This is a genomic window from Syntrophomonas wolfei subsp. wolfei str. Goettingen G311 (assembly GCF_000014725.1).
GTDB lineage: Bacteria > Bacillota > Syntrophomonadia > Syntrophomonadales > Syntrophomonadaceae > Syntrophomonas > Syntrophomonas wolfei.
This window is the reverse complement of the sequence record NC_008346.1, coordinates 352,272-377,147: the sequence shown is the minus strand read 5'-3', so window position 1 is coordinate 377,147 and position 24,876 is coordinate 352,272. Positions and strand designations below refer to the sequence as shown.

Annotated in this window: 12 protein-coding genes and 1 pseudogene; 3 read left to right on the top strand and 10 right to left on the bottom strand. The window is 42.3% G+C overall.

The genetic code is table 11. From position 1 onward, the window contains the following. Window positions 1-408 precede the first annotated feature (408 nt). On the bottom strand, window positions 409-2,028 hold the full coding sequence (locus tag SWOL_RS01590) for a dicarboxylate/amino acid:cation symporter (RefSeq protein ID WP_011639762.1): 1,620 nt from the start codon (window positions 2,026-2,028) through the stop codon (window positions 409-411). Between the two features lie 699 nt (window positions 2,029-2,727). Between SWOL_RS01590 and SWOL_RS01585 the strand changes: the two genes are divergently transcribed. Further along, the gene (locus SWOL_RS01585; protein WP_011639746.1) at window positions 2,728-4,374 is read left to right on the top strand and encodes a transposase; all 1,647 of its coding nucleotides are present in this window, start codon (window positions 2,728-2,730) and stop codon (window positions 4,372-4,374) included. 171 nt (window positions 4,375-4,545) lie between these two features. On the opposite strand, the gene SWOL_RS01580 is transcribed toward SWOL_RS01585, so the two are convergent. The 4 genes from SWOL_RS01580 to SWOL_RS01565 form a co-directional block, all read right to left on the bottom strand. Next, window positions 4,546-5,889: an acetyl-CoA hydrolase/transferase family protein gene (locus tag SWOL_RS01580; RefSeq protein WP_011639761.1), complete on the bottom strand. Its 1,344-nt coding sequence runs from the start codon at window positions 5,887-5,889 to the stop codon at window positions 4,546-4,548. A gap of 98 nt (window positions 5,890-5,987) precedes the next feature. Then, window positions 5,988-7,196 carry a thiolase family protein gene (locus tag SWOL_RS01575; RefSeq protein ID WP_011639760.1) on the bottom strand — a complete coding sequence of 403 codons (1,209 nt, stop codon included), beginning with the start codon at window positions 7,194-7,196 and terminating at the stop codon, window positions 5,988-5,990. A gap of 74 nt (window positions 7,197-7,270) precedes the next feature. After that, on the bottom strand, window positions 7,271-8,113 hold the full coding sequence (locus SWOL_RS01570) for a 3-hydroxyacyl-CoA dehydrogenase family protein (protein WP_041427688.1): 843 nt from the start codon (window positions 8,111-8,113) through the stop codon (window positions 7,271-7,273). A 706-nt stretch (window positions 8,114-8,819) separates the two neighbouring features. After that, window positions 8,820-10,568 carry a sigma 54-interacting transcriptional regulator gene (locus SWOL_RS01565; RefSeq protein ID WP_011639758.1) on the bottom strand — a complete coding sequence of 583 codons (1,749 nt, stop codon included), beginning with the start codon at window positions 10,566-10,568 and terminating at the stop codon, window positions 8,820-8,822. Between the two features lie 169 nt (window positions 10,569-10,737). Here SWOL_RS01565 and SWOL_RS01560 point away from each other — a divergent pair, with 169 nt between their 5' ends. Further along, a complete protein-coding gene (locus SWOL_RS01560; RefSeq protein ID WP_011639757.1) occupies window positions 10,738-12,315 on the top strand; it encodes an MBL fold metallo-hydrolase RNA specificity domain-containing protein in 1,578 nt (525 codons plus the stop codon). A 661-nt stretch (window positions 12,316-12,976) separates the two neighbouring features. Here SWOL_RS01560 and ltrA read toward each other — a convergent pair. Continuing rightward, complete coding sequence (gene ltrA / locus SWOL_RS01555) at window positions 12,977-14,308, bottom strand: group II intron reverse transcriptase/maturase (RefSeq protein ID WP_011639756.1); 1,332 nt, start codon at window positions 14,306-14,308, stop codon at window positions 12,977-12,979. A 579-nt stretch (window positions 14,309-14,887) separates the two neighbouring features. Here ltrA and SWOL_RS15200 point away from each other — a divergent pair. Further along, window positions 14,888-15,136: an N-acetylmuramoyl-L-alanine amidase gene (locus SWOL_RS15200; RefSeq protein ID WP_162010594.1), complete on the top strand. Its 249-nt coding sequence runs from the start codon at window positions 14,888-14,890 to the stop codon at window positions 15,134-15,136. 64 nt (window positions 15,137-15,200) lie between these two features. On the opposite strand, the gene SWOL_RS01550 is transcribed toward SWOL_RS15200, so the two are convergent. From SWOL_RS01550 to SWOL_RS01540, 4 genes and pseudogenes are all read right to left on the bottom strand, one after another. Next, entirely contained in the window at window positions 15,201-20,258 is a 5,058-nt protein-coding gene (locus SWOL_RS01550) for a helicase-related protein (protein WP_242649348.1), read from the bottom strand. A gap of 30 nt (window positions 20,259-20,288) precedes the next feature. Continuing rightward, window positions 20,289-20,621 (bottom strand): annotated as a pseudogene (locus SWOL_RS15195) (DEAD/DEAH box helicase); the annotation flags it as partial. A 256-nt stretch (window positions 20,622-20,877) separates the two neighbouring features. Beyond that, a complete protein-coding gene (locus tag SWOL_RS01545) occupies window positions 20,878-22,218 on the bottom strand; it encodes a hypothetical protein (RefSeq protein ID WP_011639754.1) in 1,341 nt (446 codons plus the stop codon). Window positions 22,219-22,232: 14 nt separating this feature from the next. Continuing rightward, complete coding sequence (locus SWOL_RS01540) at window positions 22,233-23,951, bottom strand: hypothetical protein (protein WP_011639753.1); 1,719 nt, start codon at window positions 23,949-23,951, stop codon at window positions 22,233-22,235. Between the last annotated feature and the right edge of the window lie 925 nt (window positions 23,952-24,876).

The following is a 24,876-nucleotide window of genomic DNA, read 5'->3' as shown; positions in this document are numbered from 1 at the left end:
CATCGGAAGAAAACTGCGGAGCAGTTTCAACACACCGCTGCAACGAGGCGGGGGATTAGAAACAGTAGCCTGTTTTGTTAATAGGAACCGACCGCTTAAAGAAGCAGGGGACACTTTTCTCCTCGTTATAATATTTATGGCAGTAAAAATATAATATTCCCACTATTTATGCAAAAGAATGTAGAAAAAATAGTAAAAACACTTGGGCAATATCAACCTGTTTATTTCCTGGATTTTTAAGCATCGGAAGAAAGTGCGGAGCAATTTCAACACAGCTCTGCAACGAGGAGGGGGATTAGAACCCGCCGCCTGTTTTGTTAATAGGAACTTTGGCCGTCTGAAGAAGCGGGGGCCTATTTCACCTCGTTATAAACTGCTAATTCAAATGGGCTGGAGAAAGAAATCTTATTAACATTTCTGGTTGTTGTGAACTATTACTCTTTTTTCTTTCTCCCTCAGTCGATGTTCCGTGTGAAGCATGCTGATGTTTACGGAAAACACATTGCCGGTGGTCATTAGATAATCAAAGAGCATAAAGAGGCTAGCTGCCATCGCCAATCCTTCGAGAGGGATAGTGAAGCGCTTAAAGATAATCGTAAAAAGAAAGATACCCATCCCCTGAATTGGGGGGACGGCTACAGACAAAATAATGCAAAGCAGAACCATAGACACGACATCTGCCATAGTGAAAGTGACCGAGTAAAAATTACCAACAAACAATGTCATTAATAATAAGACCGGCACCACAAACGGTTTGGCAAACAGGGCCCCCACAGGAATGGAGAAGTTCGCCAGATAATCACGAATCCCCTGTTTGTTACTGGCGATCATGCTATGGGGTGCAAAGGTGGCACTTGAGCTGGCGGTGGATAATGCAATCAGCAGAACTGGCCCGATCGTCTTTATGTATTGTATGGGATTTTGTTTTTCAATGAAGGCCACACTCAAGAGGCAAAGTAAAATAATAAGCAGAAAACATATACATATAAGTACAACCACAGCGATAGAACTGAGAAGCACTCTGCCATCGCCGGACAACAACATGTCAAAAATGCAAATGAATATCACCCATGGCATCAGGGAACATATGGCATCCAACAAGGTAGAAAAAATTAAATTAGATTCGCTTACCACCTTGCTTATAACCGGAAAGCGTCCTTTATAGACCAGCATAGTAATACCGGTTATGACAGCCAGGAAAATGGTTTGCAAGGTGTTACCGTCCAAAAAGGACTGAAAGATGTTTGCAGGTATGATATCAAACAGCATTTTGGCGATTTGCGCCCAAATGTTTACTTCATTAACGCCCGCAGAAGCACCGCTCTGCAGGGGGAAATAAATTATCCCTGCAAGGACGGCAATTACTGCCGAAATTGCCGTCAGTCCCAAAAACCAACTAAACAGTATACGGAAAATACGCTTCATCTGGGCGATATTTTCCATGTTAAAAATACTGGCAATAACTGACAGGAATAGAAAAGGGATGACGATTGCATTCAACAAGCCGAAAAAAGCTTTACTCAAGGGAGTCAATATTGAGGCGCTCAGGCCTGGCCCTAAAGACGGGGCGAAGCGGTTGACTATCAGCCCACAGATTATGGCAGCGGCAAGGGCGAAAATAATGAAAATAACAGGATTAATTCCTTTTTCCTTGATCGTAAAGGTAATGACATTGTATCCGTTTTCATAGTTATAGGTAACGGTTGAAAGCCCAATTAGTATATTTTGACCGATGAAGCTGAATTCCGCTTCATCCTCTTCTTCATCAGATATGGCAAGAGGATTGGATTGTGCCCCTCTATACGATAATGATAGGGAAATGGTTTTAAAGCGTTTTCGCACATTGATTTGAAAAATATCGCCTTCGTCAGCAATTTCCGTCCAGTACACTATCGTTTCTTCCGTAAAGAGTTGAGCTCGAACCATGTCACGCTCGGTGCATTTGTATTGTTTTAGTAGATCACGAACATAATCGCTGGCGCTTTCTATACTTGCTATTTCCAGCCTGAAATCTTTCTTGCCTTTCATTGTATAAATTGCACATCCTGCTTGCTCAATTTTAAATCCCCAATAAACCAAAAATTAGTTTTTATATTAACAGTATTAACCAAAAACAAAACACCTGCAATAGTAATTTGACCGCAAATACTAAATGGTGCCAGGCACTTAAGTTGTTAACTTATTGAGAGTACCCATTGAAAAGGGATCGGGTTGCTGACAAACTCGATCCCTTTGGTTGCTATTAAGGTCCTTATTCCTCACTTTTCTTACTAACCCCCCATGGCCAGGGGCCACAACCACCGATGAAAATAGGGGAAGCAACCAGTACGAATTATTTGACGCTGATTAACGCTGATTTATTAAGATTTCATAAGATAGTATCGGCGTAAATCACCCTACGGGTACCATTGATGCTCCCTGCGGTTGCTATTAAGGTTGCTGCGCCCGAAGGGTCAGCGTCCTTCTGCGTCTAAATCTTATTTTCTTACTAATCACTATTATTAAAAGGAAACATAACATAACAGGCCGGTTGAGCTAAGATGCTTGCCCGGCCTGATATAAAATAAAAAAATAATATAAGGGGGTCAGATTAATAAAGATTGATGTCACTGCAAAAAGTCAAAAAAGTCGTATCAGCAAGCAGGAAAAACCTTACCGAATAGCGAAGTATTATAGAGAAAATAGAAGAAACACAACGATAAACCAGAAATTCGGAGGTTTTTCAAATTGTTTAAGCCAAATAATGATCATCTTCAAGGAAAAGTATTTAGCGATTTCCAGCGGTTCAACTCCGTTGTAGCTAAACGGCTTAAAAATTCCTGGTCAATGGTATTTTATGAACAGGTCTTCTGCCTTATTAGAGAAGAACTATTTGCTCCGCTCTATAGTTTGGAATGGGGAAGGCCCAACTTTCCTATCAATATACTAGTAGGCCTGGAGATTATTAAACACTTGTTTGATTACACTGACCAGGAACTGCTAGATCAGTACTATTTTAATTACCAGGTACAATATGCTCTGGGAATAGAAAATATCGGTGAAATATACTTGGGAGAACGGACCTTGTACAACTTTCGAGAGAGAGTGGTTCGTTATTCCAAAGAATATCCCGAAAAGGAGGCTCTGGCTTTTCAACAGTTTGAAATACTTACCCGGAATTTCCTTGGTTTAGTCGGGCTTAAAACTGATGAACTACGCATAGATTCCACTTTAATTAGTCCCAATATCAAGAAAGCCGGTCGTCTTTCCCTGGCTCATGATGTACTGGCACAAGCAGTAAGAGCCATACCCGTCGCTTATCGCAGCGAGAATCTAAACAAAGTACTGGAAGATTCCTTCAAGAACAAATTATTATACCAGACCAAGAATAGCCAGTTAGACAGTAGATTACAGGCTGTACTGGATTTAATGAGTGAAATATATGTCCTATCCCAAAACCATAAAACTATCGCTGATTTAGAAAAGGTGAAAATCCTGCTGCGCTTCCTCAATGAACAGGCTAATTGCGATGAAAACAGCGGGCGATTCAAAGCCAAAGCAAGCAAAGAAGTCAGTTCCGATTCACTACAATCAGCGTATGATACAGATGCTACTTACCGGGATAAGGCCGGGAAAAAAGAATCGGGTTATACAGCCACATTCACCGAAACCTGTAATAGCGAAAATGATGTTCAGATTATAGTTGATTACACAGTCGAACCCAATAACAAGAGCGATGTAGAAATATTTCAGGACCGTATGGATATTATCAAAGATAATACCAATGCCAGCGATATTTACGCTGATGGCGGTTACTACGGAGAGAATGTGATAAATAAAGCCAACTCCAAAGGTATAGAAATCCAGCTCCATTACACTGATATGACTGGCAAAACAGCCCCCGAAGGACAGCTACCAGCTCATCACTTTGTCTTTAACAAAGATATGGAAATGGTACAGTGTCCGGGAGGCCAAATTCCCAGCAGCAGCAAGTACAATAGCAAAACCAAGATAACTACTAGTCATTTTCCTAAAGAAGTCTGTAATAACTGTCCTCATCGGTGCAATTGTCCTCTAAAGGAACAGAAGAGAGATATGGTAGTAAGGATATCCAAGAAATCCATACTGGCATCTCAAGTACGGGAAACAGTAAACGATCCTCACATAAAACACGAAAACATCAGCAAACGCGCTGCGATTGAGGGAACAAATTCGGCCATCAAAGGATGCCAGGGTGCAAAAAGATTAAGAGTGCGCGGTAAAATCAAATGTACCTTACAAATAGGTTTTAAGGTAATTGGTCATAATTTCAAACAGATATTTAGGGCTTTAACCAAACAGATCAAAAAACCAAAGATAAAAACAAAGGGGTTATTGTGCCCAAATCCAAATTAAAAGGGTGAAAATGACAATTATGGTTCTTAGTATGGGTTAATTTGGTCCCAAAAAGCTCATTTTTCAAGTAAAATCTATTATCAATGTACTGAAAAATTTTACCATAAGGTTGAGCTTAAGGAAAACACGCCTATTTGGCAGTGACATCAAGATTTGATAGGATAGAATCACTTAGACTATTTTATTGCTTCTCACCCAAATACGCATTTTTTCAGCTTCCTTAATGAGTTCATCCCGCAGGTCGGGGTGGGCCAGGTTAATAAGCGCCTCGGCCCGCTGCCAGGTAGACTTGGCTTTGAGCATGGCAATCCCATATTCAGTGACTACATAGAAATTTATACTCCGGGGTACAGTTACAACGGCTCCCGGGGTTAATGTGGGCCGGATTCGGGATTGCAGATTGCCTTCTTTGTCGGTAAAGGTTGAGGTCAGGCAGATCAGGCCTTTGCCTCCCTTAGAATAATAGGAACCGATGATGAAGTCCAGTTGCCCGCCGGTTCCGGAGATATGCCGGGTCCCTGATGATTCTGAAGCCACCTGTCCATAAAGGTCTATTTCTATGGCATTATTGATGCCGAAAACTTTGTCATTGCGGCCAATAATAAAGGGGTCATTGGTATAGTCTACGGGATAGATGGCACACGCCGGGTTTCCATCCAGGAAGTTATACAGTTTATTGGTCCCCATGGCAAAAGTGTATACCATCTTGCATTTATCCAGTTGTTTACGGCGACCGGTAATGCGTCCGGCTTCATACATATCGACAAAGGAGTCTACCAGCATTTCTGTGTGTACCCCCAGATCCTTCAAATCGGATTGGGCTATCATGGCTCCTACTGCATTGGGCATGGCGCCTATTCCCAACTGCAGGCAGGCTCCGTCTTCGATTTCTTCCAGGACTATGGCAGCTATTTTCTTGTCAGTATCTGATATGGGGAGTTCCGGAAGTTGAATCATAGGCTGGTTGTCTCCTTCAACTATGTAGTCAACTTCAGATATATGAATGGACTCCCGGCAGCCGCCCAGGCAGATGGGAACGTTTTCATTTACTTCCACTATAACAGTCCGGGCAGTATCACAGAACAGTGGGGTTAAAGAGAGCGAGGTACCTAAATTGAAGAAACCGTGTTTATCCATGGGGGCAACTTTAATCAGGGCCACATCGGCTGCCACATAATCGCGCTCATAAAAACTGGGGCCTTCATGATAGGTCAAAGGCACATAATTGCACAAATCCTTATCATGCAGTTTGCGGCTGGCGGCACTCATATGGTAGTCATTATATATGAAGTGTTTTCTCTCCGGGTCAGCCAGAACCGTTTTGGGCGGAAAGGGGCAGGTGGTGGTGCGGATATTTACATTCTCCAATTCATCAACCCGCTGGGCCAGCGCGGCGTCCAGGTAGCTGGAATTCATGACAAATTCTCCATACTGCACCAGGTCGCCGGATTTAATCACCTTCATGGCTTCTTCTACGGGTAGCAGTTTGCGTTTATATTCCATGCTGTAATCCATCTTAGGGTAATTCCTCCTTACTGGCATAAATAACTTTAAAAGCGTAGGTGATGGCGGTGCAGACCATCACCTACAAGGGAAATATTAAGGTAAAGCTATTAAATATCGCGAGTCCACAAAGAGGCCATGGCCGGTCCGGTTCCTACACAAGTAGAGGCGCCGCCTTTGGTAAGGCCGAGTCTTTCCAGTTCGTAGTATAAAGAAACCACGATACGCAGTCCGCTTGAGCCAATAGGATGTCCCAAAGCAATACCTGATCCATTGTGATTTACTTTATCCATAGAGAGGTCCATGCCATATTTTTCTTTCAGGCGAATTTTGCAGCCTATGAACTGAGGTGCAAACGCTTCATGCAGTTCCCAATAATCAACATCATCGAATTTCCAACCAGCTTTTTCGAGTGCTACCGGAATTGCTTCCGCAGGCCCGATTCCCATGATTTGGGGATCAACCCCAACACCAACTGAAGCAACCAATTTCATAAGCGGTGTTATTCCCAGTTCCGCAGCTTTTTGTTTGGACATTATAACAGCAGCGGAAGCGCCGTCATTGATGCCGGATGCATTAGCAGCGGTTACTACACCCCCATCTTTTTTAAATGCTGGTTTTAGCCTGCCCACGCTTTCCATACTGGAACCACGGATAGGATGTTCATCTGTTTCAATAATTGTTATACCTTTTTTAGTTTTAACTTCAACCGGGACGATTTCTCTCTTGAAAATACCATTATCCGTTGCATTTATGGCATTGGTATGGCTCCTGACCGCTAATTCATCACACTGTTCGCGAGTAATGTTATACATAACTGCAACATTTTCAGCAGTCATTCCCATATGTCCCGGAACCAATGAATCAACCAATGCATCATGGGTTAACGAATCGATCTGTTTGGCATCGCCCATTCTGGCCCCGGTTCTGGCACTGGGAACCATATAAGGTGCCTGGGTCATGTTTTCCACACCGACAACCAGCGCGATATCTGTCACTCCCAGCATAATGTTGCGACTGGCAATTTCCAACGCCCTCATGCTAGAGGTACAATTCTGATTTACAACACAAGCATTACTACGCTCAGGAAGCCCGCAGGCCAAACCAACAATACGTGCGGGCAAAGATTTCTGTAAGCCCTGATAAACTTGACCCATTACAATTTCATCAATAATATCAGCTGGGATCCCAGCTCTCTTGATGGCTTCCTTACCTGCTGTTACTGCCAAATCCTTGGCCGGTACATCTTTAAACTGGCCCAGAAACTTGCCTATAGGAGTTCTACAAGCACTTACCATTACAACTTCATTCAAACCCATTATTTTGCACCTCCATAATTTTTCCTTAATAGTTATTTGTCTTGTAATAGGCTTTACTTTCTTTAGAAATGCTATTAGTAGTTATAAAATCCTTTTTTGGTCTTCATTCCTAACCAACCAGCACGAACATACTGTTTTAACAAACCGGAAGGACGATACTTGGGGTCTCCGGTTTCGTTATATAAGGTATTCATAACTGCCAGGCTAATATCAGCACCAACCAGATCACAGAGAGTAAGCGGTCCCATGGGCCATCCGGCGCCAAATTTCATAGCTGTATCAATGTCTTCGGCAGTAGCCAGTCCCTCATAAAGGATGGCACAACCTTCATTAATTGCCGGAACCAGAATACGGTTAACCACAAACCCGGGTCCTTCTTTGACTTTTACCGGTTTTTTGCCAATTTCAATAGACAGGTCAACCACGGTTTGCACGGTTTCTTCCGAGGTCTGCAGAGCAGGAATAACCTCGACTAATTTCATAACATTGGCCGGGTTGAAGAAATGCATTCCGACAACCTTGTCCGGTCTTTTGGTAATAGCAGCTATTTCTGTGATGGAAAGGGAGGAAGTATTAGTAGCGATTATAACTTCAGGAGCCAGCAAGGCATCTAATTTGGTATAGACATCTTTTTTAACGTCCATGTTTTCAAAAACGCCTTCAACAATAAAATCAACATCTTTCAGGTCTTCGAATTTGTCTGTTCCAAAAATATTACCCACTACAGTATCCTTTGTCCCAGGAGCAGCTTTCCCTTTTTCTTCCGCTTTGGCCAGACTCTTCCCAATGGAGCTTATAGCTCTATCAGCAAACTCTTTTTTAATATCATAGAGTACGACTTTCTTGCCTGCAGAAGCAAGAGCCCAGGCTATACCCTGTCCCATTGTACCAGCACCGAGCATTCCAATTTTGTTAATAGCCATTATGATAATACCTCCACATCAAATAAACTATCTATACTAATGAAAAGGAACCTTGAAAAATTTTCACCTCCTTCGAGTAAACAATTACTAATCATCATCTTATCCATGCTTTGAATTCGACTTTGCGCTTTCCTTAAGGCCACCCTGCCTTTCCAAAGATCTCTGATAAAGATCGAAGAGAAATAAGCATAGATGCGAAAAAAATAGCCTGAATATATCTCATCAGACTATTAAGCAAAAAGTGTGCCAACTTTCATGTCAATCATAAAACTGCGCTATTTAGGCGCTTTGTCCAGCTCCACCTTACACCCATTATTTCTCTGTTGTCTTATATTGCAACTGCAGGCAAAGAATCTTTATTGTGTAATCGTCGTGTTTTGCACCTTTCGAAACTCGTATGGATTACCAACAAGGTGACCTATTTTACAACCCTTCGTAATATATATGTATATAAATTTGCTCAGGTTGTAAAAAAACATCGACAACCTTAACAGCTTGATTGATGTGATTTTTTACTCAAGGTACTTCTTAAACAAAATGAACCTTTTGCTTTTTCGATAAGTTAAGGGCAGAGTCAGCATTGCTGGCTCTGCCCTTATAAATACCTTTTGGGATCTTGCCTTTGTTAGATTAGTTGAGCTTGAATAGTAAAATATTGAAGGGAAAAAACTTTACCCCTCACCCCTTACTCTTCACTTCTCTAATCAAACAAGCCATATTTTCGCATTTTACTATATAAAACCGACTTGTTAATACCCAATTCTTTAGCTGTCTGAGATTTATTATAATTGGTTGATTTCAGCGTTTGCTCTATCAGCTCTTTCTCCAATCTTTGCACCGAATCATTCAAGGTAGTACGCCCATTTTCACTTACTGCGGGTGGAAGTGCTTCCCCAGTTAACGAGGGGAAATGTTGTACCTCCAGGCAGGCGGCCTGCTTTAATGAAGCCAGGTTTATTGCACGCTCCAGCAGGTTCTGCAATTCGCGTACATTACCCGGCCAGTTATAATTTTGCAGCATATGCAGGGCTTCATTAGAAATATGCATCACATTAGCATTAAGATGGGTATTGATTCCAGCCATCAAGTAATTAACGAGCAAGGGGATATCTTCCATACGCTCCCGCAAAGGAGGGATGTGCAAACGTACTACATTCAAACGGTAGTAAAGGTCCTCCCGGAACTCTTGCTTAGCAACCATCTTTTCCAGATCGCGATTGCTGGCTGCAATTACTCTTACTTTTATGGAAATGGGATTAGTGCCGCCTACCCTTTCAATCACCCGTTCTTGCAGTACTGAAAGAAGTTTGGTCTGCATACCGATAGGCATATCGCCTATTTCATCCAAAAAGATGGTACCTCCTTTGGCTAGCTCAAATTTTCCAGGCTTGCCGCCTTTTTTAGCTCCAGTGAAAGCTCCTTCCTCATAACCAAAGAGCTCGGATTCCAGCAGGTTTTCAGGTAAAGCTGCACAATTGACCCGTACAAAAGGCCCCTCCTGTCCACCCTGGTTGTGTATAGACTGGGCAAACAATTCTTTGCCGGTTCCGCTTTCCCCGGTTATTAGGATGGTAGATCTAGTATGAGCTAATTGCTGGGCCATGGATTTGACCATTGTAAACTCGGGATTAACTCCTATAAGATCATCAAATTGCCAGCGGGCTTGATAAAGCTGGCGAAACTCCTCCCTATAGTAATTAAGTTCTTTCGCTGTTTCCTGCAGTTTATTTATAAGCATTTTAGCCTGGGACATATCCAAAAAAAGACTTCTCCCTACCGCCCCGGTAATCTCACCATCCTTTATAATGGGGGTTCTGGTAATAATGGTGTCACGGCCATTGACGGTCCATGTGTCAATTTCGTGTATATCACCGGTTCTTAAAACTTCTGGCAGCTTAGAATGGGGGGTTATGTCCAGTATGTGCTTTCCCACCACATCTTCCTTTTTCATCCCCAATAAGTGCAGGTAAGTCTGGTTCATAAAAGTAATACTGCCCGCTTTATCTACAATCACATATATGAGGTACGGACTCTGCACCAGCACCTCTGATACCGTTTCATACTCCTTTTCCATAGTTTGCAGTTTCTTCATAAGTATTTTCGCCCCGGCTTTATCCAGGAAAATAGTTTGCCCCACCGCCCCAATAGTCTGCTCATCTTTAATCAATGGGTAGCGAGTGATGATCGTCTCACGGTCATTAACCGTCCACAGGTCAAGCGGATCACTTTTCCCGCTGCGCAGAACCTCGGGTAATTTGGAATGGGGCGTAACTTCAAGAATGTGCTTTTCCATTACTTCGTTTCTGTCTTTGTGCAACCATTCCAGGTAGGCTTGATTTATAAAGCGAATTATGCCGTGCTCATCGACAACCACGCAGGCCATAAAGGGATTATCCAGCATAGCCTCCGATACTTTATAAAGATTGAAACTATCAACGGATTTAGACATGGGTTAAATGCCTCCTGTTGCAAATAAGATACTAAATATATTATAACTAAACTTGGTAAGTTGCAAAATAGTACTCTTTAGCATAACCCCCTGGTAGTTTATTTAACTAACTAAATCTTTAATAGTTGCTGTATAATTAGTGTATCTTGCTTGAAATGTGGTGGAATGTATGAAGCTTAAATTTCTGGGGGCGGCGAAAACGGTTACTGGTTCTTTCTTTTTAGTGGAAACTGGTGACTTTCGTTTTGCTGTAGACTGTGGCCTTTTTCAAGGTTCCAAGTCTTTACAGCAACGCAACTATCAGGATTTCCCGGTTGATCCGGCCAGTATTAATTTTGTCATATTAACCCACGCTCACATCGATCATAGTGGTTTAATTCCCAAGCTTTGTAAAAAGGGTTTTACCGGTCCTATATACTGTAGTCAAATAACTGAACAACTATGCCAAGTTCTCCTTCCCGATTCCGGTTATATACAGGAATCAGAAGTGGAAAGGAAAAACCGCAAGCTCAAAAGGTCCGGTCTGAAATTACTTGAGCCTATCTATACGGCCAAGGATGCTCTAAACTGCCTTCCTCAGTTTCGTCCTCTTAATACTGATGAAATTATAAAGATTAATTGCCATATTTCCATAAGGTTACGTACCGCAGGACATATCCTGGGGGCAACAATAGTTGAAGTTTGGGTGGAGGAAGACGGTAAAAAATCCAAACTGGTCTTTAGTGGTGACCTGGGTAATATTAACCAGCCCCTGGTTAAAGATCCGTCTATAATTGAAAGTGCTGATTTTTTAGTTATTGAGTCCACCTATGGCAATCGCCTGCACGATTACTCCATGGACCGGGCAGAACAGCTCTTACAGGTTATTAATGAAACTATGGCCAAAGGCGGCAATCTGATTATACCGGCTTTTGCCGTGGAACGTACCCAGGACTTAATATATGATTTGATAATGCTTGGTTATGAAAAGAAATTGGACCCCAATATGCAGATTTATATAGATAGTCCTCTGGCTATCGCAGCAACTGAAATATTTGTTAAAAACCGGGATTCTTATGAGGATACCACCCGGGCTTTTATGACTAAAGGAGACCCCTGGCAATACATTAACCTGAATCTTACCCGCACTCGGGAAGAGTCCATGCAGTTAAATGATAGTGTGAGTAAATCCATAATAATATCAGCCAGTGGTATGTGTGAAGCCGGAAGAATCAAACACCATCTCAAGCATAACCTGTGGCGACCAGAATCAACCATACTGTTTGTTGGTTACCAGGCAGCCGGAAGCTTGGGCCGGCGTATTTTGGAGGGGGAACAAATAGTCACTATTCATGGGGAGAAAGTTGCGGTAAAAGCTGATATAAGGCGAATCGTAGCTTACTCTGCTCATGCTGATAAAGATGGCCTTATCGATTGGCTGATGAGTTTTGTAGTTAAACCACGGGATATATTTATTGTCCATGGAGAAGAAGAAGCGCAGCTGGCACTGGCTGAGGTCATACAACAGAAATTAAATGTTCCGATTTTCATTCCTGATTGGCTGCAGGAATTTGAACTTATAGCCCGGGAAGAAGAGGTACGACCCAGTTATGTTCATAGCAGCATGGAGCTATCGGAGGCGGTTAAGGCAGAACAGATGTACCTGCAGGTTTCCTTAAAACTTAATGATATGTTTAGAGAAAATTGGACCCGGGGGAATTATACCAAGATAATTGAAGCCATGCAGAATATCTCTACAATTGTTTAGATTTTAATGATAACACCGGGTAATCAACCCGGTGTTTTTTTGTTAGCTTATTATGAGCTGATTCTGGTAATTTAACGCTACTAACCCTTTTGGGGGGTAAAGTTCTTTTAGCCTAAAATCTTGGCCAGATCCTCATCTGGTTTCGAAATCGGGGTCAAGTTGAAATTCGGATAGGCTTCCAACAGCTAAGCTCTATTTATGATATAATTCTGCTAAATATTGTTTATTTCGCTTTCGTAGTAATGATCGCTAAAAAGACCGGAGGAACCATATGTAATGTTAATGGTTTTGATAACTAATCGTAAACCTGCTCGAGAACGATGATTTTGCCGCCGTAAAGCTTGACAATATATTCTCATTACCTAATCGTAGTTTGGGAATCTGTTCATTAACCCATAGTAATAGCAGTTTCTCAGGTAACCAAATTTGCGTTTACACGGAGTTTGTTATAAATCCTTTTGTTCCCGACTCACTTCAATAAGTCAATAACTCCGGGTCGAGTAAACATATGCCTTTCAGCTTTAGGAGACGCTTTGTGTTAATCTGTTGCTCTCCGTTTCCTCTGAGAGTGTCACAATATTTGCTCCATGGCTGATTGGCATTATGCTCCTCACAGAACCGTGCTTGCGCAATTAACGCACACGGCTCCTCACAATGTCATTCACTTTAGATAACTCAGCAGCTCGGGCCTTACGTCATATATATCTACATAAATTCTTCCCTTTGGTAACGGGTGTTTATTAAGAAAGCGTACATATTTATCCCAGTTCATGCTTTTGCGCTGGCTACGGCGGTTGAACCATTTGAATAACATTCTTCGTACTTTGTCACAAAAGTTTCTTAATGCCGTGGAGTTATCTGTTATTCCGTAATATCTGTAGTATCCCTGCAGTTTAATTTGTAACATCTCTATTACATAATCCGTGGGTGAAATTAGGTGCTTCCTAAGCCATGTTTTGCATTTAAGCAGACTGCTTCGATATTTCTTTTGGCTTGTTTTCCGTTTTACCCGAAACCAGCCTTTCTTGCTTTTACTGCAGTAGTGAGTAAACCCCAGTAAATCAAATGTATCTGGTTTCTTCCTTCCTTGCTTTTTACTCTCTTTATCTGCAAAGCGCCCAAAAGCTATAATACGGGTTTTCTCCTCTGCTACTTCCAGATTGAACTTGTTCAGTCTTTCCCGCAGGTTCGCATAGAACCATTCCGCATCGCTTTTGTTCTGAAAACAGCACACAAAATCATCGGCATATCTTACCAAGTATGCTTCACCTTGACACCTTTTCTTTACTACCTTTTCAAACCATAGATCCAGCACATAATGTAAATATATATTCGCAAGTATTGGTGATACTATACCACCCTGTGGTGTTCCTTTAGGTGTGTCGTACACGATTCCTGCTTCCATTACCCCTGCTTTAAGAAACCTTTTAATCAGGCGCAGTAAATTAGGGTCAGCTATGCGCAGTTCTAAGAATTTCATCATCCATTCATGATCGACGTGATCGAAGAAGCCGCGGATGTCTGCATCGACTATATAGTTTACTTTCTTTCTCTCAATGATGTGATTTAGTACCTTTAATGCATCGTGACAGCCTCTGCCAGGTCTGAATCCAAAGGAACAGTCCAGAAAATCTTGCTCATAGATTGTATTGAGTATCCTTGCAAGTCCTTTCTGCACTAGTTTATCCTCATAACTAGGTATTCCCAGGGGCCGCCTTTTGTTGCTGCCTTCTTTAGGGATATATACCCTTCGCACTGGCTGGGGTTTATACGCCTGCCGCTTCATTCTTCCGATCAGGTCTGCTATGTTGGCTTCAAGATTTTCCTCGTACGCTTGTTTTGTCACCTGATCTACTCCACTTGCCTTTGATCCACTGATCTCTAGATGACACTCTTTCAGTGTTTCATGATTGATATGATGTATCAAGGCTGTGAATCGTTCTTTCGGGTTCTGTCTAGCTATCTCTGCTATCCTTACAAGTCCTGTTTCCATTTAACTTTGTCTCCACCTCCGGTGTGGTAAATGTGTCCCCTGTAAGGGCTCCATTGTGTCATTGCCTTCCCTCCTCCGGCATTACCCGTTATCATCAGTATTACGCAATGATCCGACTTCCTATTTCCCATTTGACTCCCTCGCTTATTATCACTTGTCGGTCATACTCCTCCGTGGCTGGAGAAGAGAAAATAGGATCTCCCGAGTTACTACATCATAACGATGTCAAACGTGCCGAGGCCTCCGACCCCGGGGAAGTCCTGTCGTCTAGCCTTATCGACTTCCAGGATGTTGCATTCTGCTCAGGCAATAGCATCTGCCTTCCCATGTTCGGTATTTCGGGGCTCAACACCTTCAGCTACTGCTTTCGGCCCGTTTGCTTGTTTGTCTACGCTTAAAGACAGCGGTTACCCTCTGCCCTCCAAGACTAATTACCGGCGGTTGGCTAACCTTACCGGACGGGATTCCCACCCGTTATATGATGCAGCCTAGCTCGGCCGCACTGCCTGGCACCACAAATACAGTCTGACGTCCTTCTGTTAGCCGTCACACGTCACAGGATATGATGCCAATCACATCTTGCGTAAAGGATTCTTTCAACATCAACGACATCGGCTACCATTTCGTAATCCGACAGAACGGAAATATAGAAGAAGGCCGCCCCCTGGACACAATCGGCGCCCATGCGGTCCCCAGGGCAACGGCGACAGCATCGGGATATGCCTGAGTGGAAATTTCATGGAGAGCGAACCGGACGACCGTCAACTGGCCTCCCTGGCCAGATTGCTTCAATACCTCCGGGAACTCGCAACAATCATCTCGAAGTAATCTCCACCCTTACTACCAAACTTTTCAAGAATTAATTCATCACTCATATATATCACCTCATAACCTAAACAAAATCTGCTGGTCTCCTAATAGCCATGAAAGGATTCATAGGTTTAATGGTATGTTGTCGATATTTACTACTGATTTCATAATAAACGGTCTGGTAAACAGAATGACTATCTGTCCAAAGAGGGTGTCTCTCAACCCAGACCTGGGGACGGGAACGATGAATATAAACATTTAGGCCTTCAATATTTGTTGGGGGTTGGTAACCAAGGTTTTGCATGGTAACAGCAATTTTCGATGTATCACCATTAACTAGACTGGTCCACGGATTATCATAATTCCCCCAGGAAGATGTGAGGTCAATGGACGTATTCTGGTCACTAGCCAGGTGCAACATATCTAATCCTAGCTTCCAATCCAAAAGTCCATGATACATAGAGTTATAAAAATCTCTTAAACACAGATTACATGAAGTGTCACAGGCACTTTTATGTTTGTGTTCCATCCAATGCGTGGCCATACTACTAGGTTCGGTTAAAAATCCTTGTCGCAGAAGTTTATGAAAACTTGTTTCACTCCCCAACCACCTGGAATAACCGGCTCCGTTCTCTAATTTGTCACAGAGAAAAGCCAAGCCAACCGGGAATCCTTCCCGGTTCTTAACTTGAAATCCAGCATCCAATTCTGTCGTATCTATATCTAACTCCACTGCGGCAGCCATCCTCAAAGTAAATGCAAAAGAATACCAGGCTGCCCTACCCTCGACAGTGGTAGGATCAGCAAATATACCTTCTGGCCAATGGTTTAAATCCACAAGTAACACATCAGTGTATCTCTTCGCCAGCAGGGCAATTCTCCAAGCTGGTCCGTTTACTTTTATGAAAAGATCGCTCGCCGGTGATACAGCATAAGCCCCAGGTATAGATCGGTTATGTACTTTAGCCTGTTGAAAATCAAAACCGCCCTTACCGCCATCGTCATTAATAGAAATAATCTCATCAGCAAAGGAGGAAATACACACATTGTTGACGTGTATAGGGTGGGGGTTATCCGCCTTTATTGCCAGAAATGGACGCGTGGAATTCGGTACCCATTCAAAAACACCCTCAAAATCTCCAGGTGTCAAATCGCTAAAAAAGCCTTTGGGTTCACGAGCGTCAAGGCGCCTCATTTCTACCGCTGAACAAACGGGGCATTGAATTACCTCTGGGGTTCTGCCCCCCAGAGCTGTAATGGCAGTTCCAGGAAGATACATTACCGCTTGACAGTGTCCGCATATTCCAACCGGGCTAGGATTGCCTTCGATAAGATCGGGAATAAATCCCGGTTTAGATGCCACTTGGTTGCCCTTGGGGTATAAATCTACAACACCACATGCTGTATGTACGGCTTTATCTTTGACCAGTTGGGACCCAGGAGCAAACTGACTTATAGCAACTTCCAGATCTCTATCTATCAACCCGCTGGATGGTGGCCAGGGATTAGCGTTAGAAGGCCACCGAGTATACATATTACGAATTCTACTTGGAAACCCAAACATTGGTAAGTAGCCGGCATTAGCCAGTCTCTCGCTAAGGAACTCCTGTGTATAATATGGACTTTGGGTAACCTCTGAGACTGCATTAACCAATTCCTTACGCAAGGAGACTATATTTTGTGTCAAAAACATCTCATGATTTTTCGTTGATGAATCCCAGAGGGTGCCCTGAGTAAGGGCCCGAAAAATATCAACAATTTTCCCCTCGTTCTCCGGATTATGAATCCAGTTTTGGATCTCTCCTGATACACCCGGCCAATCTTCAACAGAACCAAACTCCCCATGTACACTGTCTCTCGGGTCTGGTGGGAATATATCATCTGGTAATGAACGGAATGCCATACGTAATACTTCTTTGATTAGGACCCGACGAATAATCTTCTCATTATTCATATCAACATACGGCAATGGCGGGGGATCACCGGTAACTTGTTCAGGTCTTTCATAGTAGTAATCATCATGGCTGCGCCCCCGACAAAAGGTTAATGCAATTGATAAACCACTCCCCCTACGCCCGGCTCGACCTACCCGCTGTTGATAATTGAATCTTCGGGGTGGCATATTCGCCATCATTACAGCTAAAAGAGGCCCAATATCTACCCCTGCTTCCATTGTTGTAGTCACACTAAGCAAATCCACCCCGTGCACCAATGGTATTTCATCCTCCACAAAAACATCTTGGAACCACCGTTGCCTTCGTATCCTGTCTATATAATCGGTTTGTCCGGTTAACTCTTCACAATGCATTCTAAATGCCGGCCCTGATTGAGAAGCAAGATATAAATAGTAGTCCAAATGGGATTGCGGATTACTGGGAACTAACCTGTGGGACTGCCTTTGCGAAGCACATTCCGGGCAAAAGCCACCTGCGGGTTGAAGATAAAAAGCATTACAAGTCACACATCGCCAGCCTTGAGGCCGAGTTTCTTCATGATCAAAATGAGAAAGGTTTAGATAAAGGTAATCAGGATCCAGTCCTAACGAAGATAACCCTCCCATGCCGGCTTTTGAATGGACCATTTCTGTTTCAACCTCTGCTGCAGAAACTCCAATGACCGAAAGATAGTTGGAGACATAACGCGGTAATTTAGTTTCGGAACCTGCTTTATAACCTCTTTGATAACGGTGAGTTTTTCGCCCCCCTAAAAGACGTATGGCTGAATTGGTCGCCTGTATTATCAAATCAGTAGCATTGGTTGTTTCTTCATAGGTCACCCAACCTTGGCCCAATCCTTCAAAGGTACGAGCAACATGAGGGAAAAGTACATGCATAACTTCCTCAGCCAAGCAATTATCCATTAAACCAAGCAATCTTCGGGCCTCTGGTACCAGTTGGGCCTTTTCCTGAGCTTCAGAAGAGTTCCAATTATAACACTCATGCCAAGCATGGGGTTTGCCCCTTCCCCCTTCCTGCACATAGTAGGTATTCACTCGATATTCATTACCACCCGGATTCATCCCCAGTCCCAGCATTATTTCGCGTATTACTCCTCTAAGTTCAAAAAGAGGCACTTTACCCGGATAGAATTTGATCATTTTTAACATAGTGTTATAGACATCTAGATTGGTTGGGTTCATACCTAAGGACCAGTTCATAATTTCGCTCATCATTTGGATATGACTTTTTTGAAATCTGTACCTGTGCACCTCATCTTCCGTTTTTTGAGGTTCTATTACTGTAGAATACAATTCAGGATTAATCTCCTGAATCTTATGTGCTACCTGAGGCATTACCTTAACAGTGGTTCTCCAGAATGCCGCAAACTCCATCCAATACTTCGAAATTGCCTGTAATAAAGCCAGTCTAATCATATCTCGAAAGTGGTCTTGCTCCATACCTGCCGCCAACTTGGCTGAATCCTGACGACTATCCGAAAAAACCACTAATTTACGGAATGATTGATTATCAGTAAACGGATTCATTTCCCTAAAAAGCGCACTGGCCAGTACCTGGCATGCCTTTTGAAACCCTGTACGGTGATTCCTGAGAGGAGAACTAACCATTTTTGATCTATAATCTGCTCCACAGCGTGGGCATTTAGTTGGCAAGGATGGTTCATTAGGATTATCGCCCCCGATTACATAAATCCACCCACCAACCTCATTATCATCCGGTGCCTTATTGTCCTGACGGAGAACACCAGAAAATACATTCAACCGTCCAGCTTTCCATCGTCGAACTATATTATTTACTTGGTATTGTTCATCTTCAGGTTTTACCTCAGTTCCCTTTTGTATCGGCCAGAAAACAGCATATTTTTCATATGTCTTAAGTACCGATGTCTGATCAGGCATTTTCTCAAGATCCGGTTGGTCAGATGTGAGTATTTCAAATCGAGTAGAGTTAATTTTACGGGATACTCTATACCCCCCCAAAAAAACTTCCCCACATACTTCACAAACAATCAGGTCTAATACCCGTCCCCCACAAGTGCAGGTTAAGCGATGTCTGAAATGTAGGGATCCTACTGGGACTTCTTCTTGTGTACCCATCGCCTCAAATCGCTTTGTTTCCGCACAAGACGGATCTGAACATTTGGGGTTGCTACATACCCAGAGATTTTGTAAGTTATGAAAAAATAAATGTCCTCGAACCGGTTGAATAGATTGGCCTGTTTCCGGATTTTTCCCTAGGGCCATCGCCAATAGCAACCCAATCATAGCATCAGAAGCTACTCCGTTATGTTTGATATTAGGGAATAAAATCTTATCCAATTCAGTTATTTTTGTGGGTCTAACACTGCCGTGGATAGCATGACAGGCATCCCTTACTGCCTCAGGTATACCGTTATCAAACAGTGCTTTGGCTAGCATTGCATCCGGTGTAGTGTTATAACTTGTATCTGCTCCCATAATTATAGCCAATTCTTCCATAGCCTTCTGGGATTCTGGATCGCCGGGGTTGGGGGGAATCATCGGATCCATTATATCCGGTTCCACCCTACGGCGAAATACACTCAAGTGATCGGCCCACTTTTTAATGCTATAACGCGATCCTTTTGGTGGAAGAATTTCACTACCAGAAATGATTCTGAAACGATCCCTGCCAAAAAACTCTCGTAAAAATTTCCTCGATTCCAAGGAATCGGTTATACTTGCAGATGTAGCTATAATTACTAACTGCTCTGAATTGATGTTTAACCCTAAACGGTCTAATAAAAGGCGGAGTATATATCCAACTTCAGTACCCGGCGTTCCTCGATATGAATGCAGTTCGTCGATCACTAAAAAGAACTTATTTGCTCTATCCTGGGCTAACCAATTTCGGGTTTTATCAAATATTTGTTCTTCTATACGCCGCATTAACATAATATTGAGCATGCTATAGTTGGTAATAAGAATATCGGGGGGCGTTTCTTGCATATCCCATCTTGACCACATTTCTCCCCCATCCATATTGGGGAAATAGTATTGAATATCTTCGTCCAAGTTAGCTACTTTTAACAGTTCTGCGTCCAATTCCCTCAGTCTGGAAACCAACCGGTTGAGCGCATTTTTATTTGAAGGCCAACCGGATACAGGGGTTAGGCCGGTATATCGGCCAAATAATATACGATTTCCTCCCCGATGTTCATCCATCCACTGGTGAACTCCGGGAGAGTCAAGAGTCACCCTTAATCTACGTAATTGATCTTCAACTAACGCATTAAGCGGATACAGTATCATCGCTCTAACTGCATGGGTATTTACCTTGTTTCTTGCTGAGTGCTCAAACTGTCCTACGCGGTTACCACTGCTTGTACCATCTTTTCGCCACCATTTTCTATTCGGTGGAGGTTGATGACATTGCGGCCAGGATATTGAGTCCTTGACTAACTCAGCTAGGATCGGCAATAGAAAACATTCAGTTTTGCCTGAACCAGTTCCGGTGGTGACGACGATATCCCGCCGGTTCATTATGACCTCCCCTAATGCAGCCAATTGATGCTGGTATAGTTCCATCCCTTCCGGAAAGAGGTTTTTGGCTAAGTTAGGTAGATCACGATACTCCCGGGGAAGGTGTCGACATGCTAACTCCAATGATTTACCGGATGAAGGGTATATAGGTAGTGTCTCTAGTAGTGGTGGCTGAGATAAGAAACCCGTTTGAGATAATATACTAGATCTTTCCTGATTAAGTATTTCATAACGGAGGGGAAAAGCACTTTCTATGTACATGCGATAAACACGATTTAGTCTTTCATATGAACCAATAAGATCATGCATAATCTTTAACCTCCAGGCTAACATCTAACTTATTGGCCAGTAAACTAGATAATTTTGCGGGCACCTCACGATATAATTGCAGATGTTTGTGGGGTTCTAATTCGGGGAGTCTTCCAGAAGCCAACACTAATGCTTTCTCGTATACCAATGGCCAACGTTGGTCATTTTGAATGACTAAATGGGATCGCTCGCTATCATAATAGGCTTTAATGTTCTTACCTTCATCATGAACAGAAAGGAAACGTAATCCATACCAATCTCCCTTAAGCCAACGTTGCTGTTCATAATCAAAATAAAGATTTAGCCTGTACAAATGTTTAGCATTATTCTGGGTTAATCGATACAGTCCCGATTTCCCTTCATATCTTTTTTCCCTTTGAACAAAATCATTATATGGAAAATACATGTTATCTTCCCATTTCTCGAAGTGATAGTTATGTATATTGAGCCTGTCCACTATTGGAAGTATCTGTTTCCACCCATTAATATCAGGTAATAAATTTGCCAAACTCAACGAAGTGATCCCGGCCCAGATAATACCAACATCGTTATTACATGCTTGGTCTTTAATGTTTATTCGAATAGCCGACGGACCTTCAAAAGAAGGTTGATTAATATATGTTACGGGATACTTGCGTCCAAGCTGTTCCTCGAATTCTGGTGTTCTCTGTCCACAAAGAAAGCCAAAATCACCACCAGGCGAAAAGACCATAGTGCTTGGGCATATTTGCCACCTTAGGCCATCTTGGGAGCATTCCATATGGCCTAATAACCTCAGTCTGCGAAATACATTACGGGTTTTTCGGGCATCGTCTACTAGACCTAACGTCACACAGGTTTTAGCAAAAGAATACCAAGATCCAGTACCAGACGCCGATAACCAGTACAGTAGTTGATTATAACGATTGCCCAATTCAGGATCATCATCAATCGAATTATTGGAGTCGATAATTTGAGATTCTTCTATTTCCTCAAAACTTAGGGCTTCATTTTGCCATCGAGACCGGTACCGTAATGAATTAAAAGCATGTATATCTATATCCATTGAAGCCGTCATTCTCTTTATTTCATCAATAGACAAGGGCCAGATCTTTTCTCCTTTAATTCCAGCCATCTTAAGTGCTTGGGTGATAGGTCCTGGCATAGTACCACTATCACTTGTTTCCACCGCCAGAAATAAATAGAATTCTCGCGCGGCTCTTTTTTCAATCTTAATGATAGGTACTACTTTAGCTAAACCTGATCGCTGTATTGAATGCTTGATTTTCTGTAGAACCTGATCAGGTCTGCCTACAGTTCTTATTCCAACGTACAGTCTTACCCCACCATGCATTTACCTCCCCATGCTTATTCATTAATCCTAATTAATGCTCCTTCTAAAGTACACGCTCCCAAATTCATCCCCATACCCGACTCTATAACCTGCGATTTTAATTCCTGCCAGGCAATAATCTGGAAGGACTTCATAGACACTACTCGTGATCCTTCCAGGATCCTAGCAATGTAATTACCGGGTGATAGATTACGCAAATCAATTGTTTGGTTAGTTTCAACAAGTTCGTCTGTTATTGAATGCATATCATTGCCGAGCACAGTTAACTGCAGTCTCACAGAATCAGTGAATCCAATTACAGTTAACTCGGGACCATACCCCTCTAGCCAACGTAAATGTGGTGACACTCTTAATCCACTTTTCAAACTTATTGAAGCCCTTATATTTGGTCTTAATGTCTCAAAAAGGTCCGCATTAATAGGAATAATACAATCCCAATTGTCAGAGGTAACCATACATTCACGGTATTCAACCCATCCCTCAAGGTCCCCAGGAAGCTCCACGGTATGATCCCATGTCATTAATTTTTCCTGGGCGAGTAATTCCAACTGTTCCTTATATTCCTTGCGACAAACTAATAGGAAAGTCTCCCCGAGATCGGGGTATCCCCAGCTGGCAAATACTCCGGAATCCTCATTTTCTGGATCTCGGATAAGAATCCAAAATTCTTTATCTGGTACTATTAGTTCATAAAAACGGGGATCACCAGTTACAGTGTATTTTAACCCTCCAACTGGATTGATCGACCACAACGGATAATACCATCCCGGGCGCTCTATCTTAAGCGTATGTTTTTGTTCCTCAATATCTATTATTTTAATTTCCGCAACCTGACATCGTCGGGGTTGCTGAGGATATAATATATAATCTATTTCCCCGAAGAATGGATCTTCTACTCGATATATTCCTGCCGTCAACCTCCGTTGTCGTTCCAGTCCATGATGAAAATTATTATTGACAAATTCTTTATCCCATTCTATCTGGGTATAAACGTCGTAGACTGACTCGCACAAGGCATTATACCTTCGACGGTCATCTTGACAAAGAAGCTTCTTTAAATGACTTGATGTTATCAGGTGCAAATTGTTTTTTAGCCATATAATTAAACGATCCTTATCTTGAGAACGACCTAATCGACCTGCCTTTTCCTCTTTGTTAAATAGGTGTTCCAGTCGTTCTTGGTCTGCATTCCTAAGCAGGGCTTGAGAAAGCGGATAATTTATATATTTACGAGCAATACCCTCACCCGCTTCTGCAGAAGGAAAAAACCGATTTCTCAATAAATATTCATTCCAGTTATTCCAAAGTATCTCTTCTGTTCCCGGGGGATTCAACCCAGAAGGGCGACCTCTCTCATCAGTAGCTAAACCTAGCACCGTTCGAAGACGATTAAAATAGTTTGTTTCCGAAACTATACCAATCTCAGTTTCTTCATCCATCATAAGATAAGCAGCCAGGACCATAGCAGCCAGAAAAGCAACCCCGTGCGGAATACCAGATTCATCAAATCCAGCAATAGATCCTAATTGGACATTTCCGTTCCTTACACATTGTGAACGTATCGCCGCATAGAAATCTTCCCAGGGCTTCTGGACATTTCCGTCAATACTCAACCTTGTTGATATTTCACTTAATGCCCCTTCATCCATGTTTAAATAGACAGTAGATCCTGTTGGCAGGCCCTGGAGAAAATAGGCTATAATAGCCAAATTCCATTCATGATAGTCGGCCATCTCCTCACCCCCATACATTGGTAATTAGAAAGCTTTTATATTAAATTAAACTGTATTCTCAAACCGAATCGAATGTTCTCCCAAAGTACTTTGCCCGTTTATGGGGTCTTCTTTCCCTTCCAGGCCGGTATGGCAGGTGTAGTCATAACTGTATAGGATTTACAGAAGGTACGAGCATCGCAGGCCGTACAGGTATTTTCAACTCCACACCGGGGTACGGCTAACTGGCAGAAGCTTTACAACAAACATACATATTCGGAACGCTGTTTCAGTCGTTTTAAAGAAAACCTGGGGTTAAAAACCGGATTAAGCGTTAGGAAAATAACAAAAAGTTGAAACCCACACTTATCTCTATGCTATAACTATGATTGCAGCTGTATTAGCAGTCAACCAAGATAGCAGTACCCAATCCTTGGCTGCATAAGCTAAATATATAGGGTTTTTAATGAACGAAATACTTTAAAGGGGGTAGTCTGCTTTTATTCAGGCAACCAGCATAATTTGATCGTTACGACTGTGCCATTATGGTAATAACTGTATTGCCATTTGTGGTAGATAGATTTGATTATTCTTTTTTAGCGTATTTTTTTGTTTTATGCAAAAGTCTCATTTAGTTATCTTCGTTATATTACCATTTGTCTTATTTTAGTCATTCGAGGCTTTTCTTGTATTTCCTCTTTATTTCCAGTTCCATTTACCATTTCGCCATTTTTCGTTCATTTTATGAAAACCAAGCTAATAATTTAATCCAAACCGATGTGAATGAAATAAGAACATTATTACTTTTAAGATTTATTTACTTTCCTAATAAACACTTATCACCAAATACAAAAAAGACCCAGCTCTCTTACCAGGCCTTTCATACTAAATTATCCTTCCTTACTCCTTAAAGTTACAATCTTCTTCACCTTTACCCCGCTCGCTG